Genomic DNA, 2,726 nt, shown 5'->3' with positions numbered 1-2,726 from the left:
CTGGCGGCCCCGGTGATCTCTTTGTCGTCATGCTCCATGGAAAATCAGCTCCCGCGCGTCTGGCCCGGCCCGAAACCCGTGGGGGCTCCGGCCTCCTGGCCTCTCGCGCTCTGGTCGGTTGTTGAATGGGTGGTTGCCTGTATTCTGGTCCCGCGCACCCCGTCCACCACGGCCAAAGCCGAGGCCACGAGGCCGGAGACATCGGCCACGTTGGCCGGAAGTATGAGCGTGTTGTTGGCCTTGGCCAGGTTGCCGAACTCGCCGATGTATTTTTCGGCCAGGCGCACCTTGGCCGCGTCCATGCCGCCCTCGTTGCCCAGCGCCACCGCCACGCGGCGGATGCCCTCGGCCGTGGCCTCGGCCACGATCTCAATCTCGCTTGCGCGGCCTTCCGCTTCATTGATGCGCTTCTGCTTCTCGCCCTCGGACACGTTGATGGCCTGCTGGCGCTGGCCCTCGGCCATATTGATGCGGGCCTGGCGCTCGCCTTCGCTGCGGGCGATCTCGGCGCGCTTCTCGCGCTCGGCCTTCACCTGCAGCTCCATGGCGGCCATGATGCTGGCCGGGGGATTGATGTCCTTGATCTCGTAGCGCAGCACCTTCACGCCCCAGGTGGTGGCGGCCTCGTCCACGGCGGTGATGACCTGGTGGTTGATAGCCTCGCGCGTTTCAAAGGTGCGGTCCAGCTCGATCTTGCCGATGGCCGAGCGCAAGCTCGTTTGCGAAAGCTGGATGGCCGCCTGGTAGTAGTTGGCGATGCCGTAGCAGGAGAGCTGCGCGTCGCGCACTTCGAGATAGATGAGGCCGTCGATGCTGACGGACACGTTGTCCTTGGTGATGCACACCTGGGGAGGAATCTCGATGACCTCCTCCTTCATGGAGCGCTTGTAGGCCACGCTGTCCACAAAGGGGATGAGGATGTGGAAGCCCGCGCCCAGGGTGTTGTGGTACTTGCCCAGGCGCTCCACGATGAATTCCGATTTCTGGGGCACCACCACGGCGGACTTGGCGAACACGATGATGGCGAGCAGGGCCAGAATGACCAGGATGACGATGTTGCCGTCCAGCATGGAATCCCCCTTGCAGTCCGCCGCGCCTAACGCTCCGCCTTGGCGGAGCGCACCAGATATGCGCCGGAGTCGTTCTGGGCCAGGCCGATGATGACCACATTCTCGCCTTCGCCGATATTTTCCCCGGACTGGGCCCGCCAGAAGCTGCCCCGGAACTTTATCTCGCCGGGCTGGCCCGGACCCATGGCCCGCGTGGCCACGGCGTGCTTGCCAACGCCGGTGTCGGCTCCATCGCCGGCGGATTCGCCCTGCGCGCCATTTTCCGCGCCCTCGGCCGCGGGCGAATGGGTGCGCCCCCGGAACACGCGCAGAAACATGCGCCGCAGAAGCGCCATGCCCGCCAGGGAGGCCGCCAGGAAGACGACGAACTGCCCGCCCGTCCCCAGGCCCAGGCCATAGGCGCACAACGCGGCGGCGTAAGCCCCCAGGGCGAAGAACAGCAGCACGAAGCCAGGCAGGGCCAGCTCCGCAAGGAGCAGGACCGTTCCCGCCAGGAACCACATAAGGTGCGCCGTCCAGAAGCCGTCCATACAACCCTCCACGCTCTCTTGCCTGCAATACGCCAATGCCGGGCCCACGGCAAGGGCGGCGCAAAGGGGCCGCAAACGGCGGAAGGCAAGGGCGGCGCAGAGGCCGGCCCGACCGTCGCGCAACCGCGCGGACGCCCAAGTACGGCCAAATGCTCCCGGTGCCGCGGGCGCGGCAAAAATACGTACCGCCAGCCCTTGCGCGCGCCTGTGCGCCCGGCTAATGCGCCCTGTTCGCCGCGCCGATAAGACGCGCAACAGGAGTTCACATCATGAGCCGCCGCCTGCACGACGCCCTGACCCACCACCTGAACCCGCTGCATCTGTACTGCCGCCTGCGCGACCTGGGCCTGCCCACGTCCCTGGCCCGCAGCCTGACCAGGAGCTACGAGCGCGCCCTGTACCGCCCGCTCACCGGGCCCGTGGCCGGATAAGACCCGACCCGACACCCTGCGGTCTCCCTCTTCAGCCGCGCCCTGCTCCATGCCCTGCGCACGCCCTGCCGCACCCCGCGATTCTTGACAGAAACGCCCCCCTCGGCGATTGTCCGCCAGACATTTTTCGCCTGACGTTTTTCAGCCGCGCCCGACGCCCCGTCCCGGCGCGCCATATCGCCCGCCGGAGGTTTCCATGAGCACGCCCGACGATTCCAAGGCGGCCTTCGCCTGCCCCACAAGCACCCCGCGCGACCTGAGCCAGGACGCCGAGCGCGCCCGCATGATCATCGAGATGCTGCCCTACATCCGCGAATTCGCGGGGCAGACCGTGGTCATCAAGTACGGCGGCAACGCCATGATCGACGAGACGCTGAAGCAGAGCTTCGCGCGCAGCGTGGTGCTGCTCAAGTACGTGGGGGTCAATCCCATCATCGTGCACGGCGGCGGCCCGCAGATCGGGCAGATGCTGAAGGCACTGAACATCGAGAGCCACTTCCGCCAGGGTCTGCGCGTGACGGACGACGCCACCATGGACGTGGTGGAGATGGTGCTGGTGGGCAAGGTCAACAAGGAGATCGTGAACCTCATCAACCTGGCCGGGGGCCGGGCGGTGGGCCTTTCCGGCAAGGACGGCATGCTCATCCGCGCCGAGAAGAAGGAACTGGCCATCAGCCGCGACGACGCCCCCACCG

Annotated in this window: 4 protein-coding genes; 2 read left to right on the top strand and 2 right to left on the bottom strand. The window is 66.9% G+C overall.

Going from position 1 to position 2,726, the window contains the following annotated elements:
- Positions 1-44: 44 nt before the first annotated feature.
- Both VN419_RS14365 and VN419_RS14360 read right to left on the bottom strand, forming a co-directional pair.
- Positions 45-1,070, bottom strand: a complete 1,026-nt coding sequence (locus VN419_RS14365) for a stomatin-like protein (RefSeq protein WP_325647904.1) — start codon at positions 1,068-1,070, stop codon at positions 45-47.
- Positions 1,071-1,096: 26 nt separating this feature from the next.
- The gene (locus tag VN419_RS14360) at positions 1,097-1,600 is read right to left on the bottom strand and encodes an NfeD family protein (protein WP_325647903.1); all 504 of its coding nucleotides are present in this window, start codon (positions 1,598-1,600) and stop codon (positions 1,097-1,099) included.
- A gap of 269 nt (positions 1,601-1,869) precedes the next feature.
- On the opposite strand from VN419_RS14360, the gene VN419_RS14355 reads away from it, so the two are divergent.
- Positions 1,870-2,031: a hypothetical protein gene (locus tag VN419_RS14355; RefSeq protein WP_325647902.1), complete on the top strand. Its 162-nt coding sequence runs from the start codon at positions 1,870-1,872 to the stop codon at positions 2,029-2,031.
- Between the two features lie 256 nt (positions 2,032-2,287).
- Positions 2,288-2,726, top strand: a 439-nt coding sequence (argB, locus tag VN419_RS14350) for an acetylglutamate kinase (RefSeq protein ID WP_325647905.1), incomplete at its 3' end; no start/stop codon positions are given.

It is taken from the genome of Humidesulfovibrio sp. (assembly GCF_035560995.1).
GTDB lineage: Bacteria > Desulfobacterota > Desulfovibrionia > Desulfovibrionales > Desulfovibrionaceae > Humidesulfovibrio.
The sequence above is the reverse complement of the archived record's forward strand: the minus strand, read 5'-3'. Positions and strand labels throughout refer to the sequence as shown.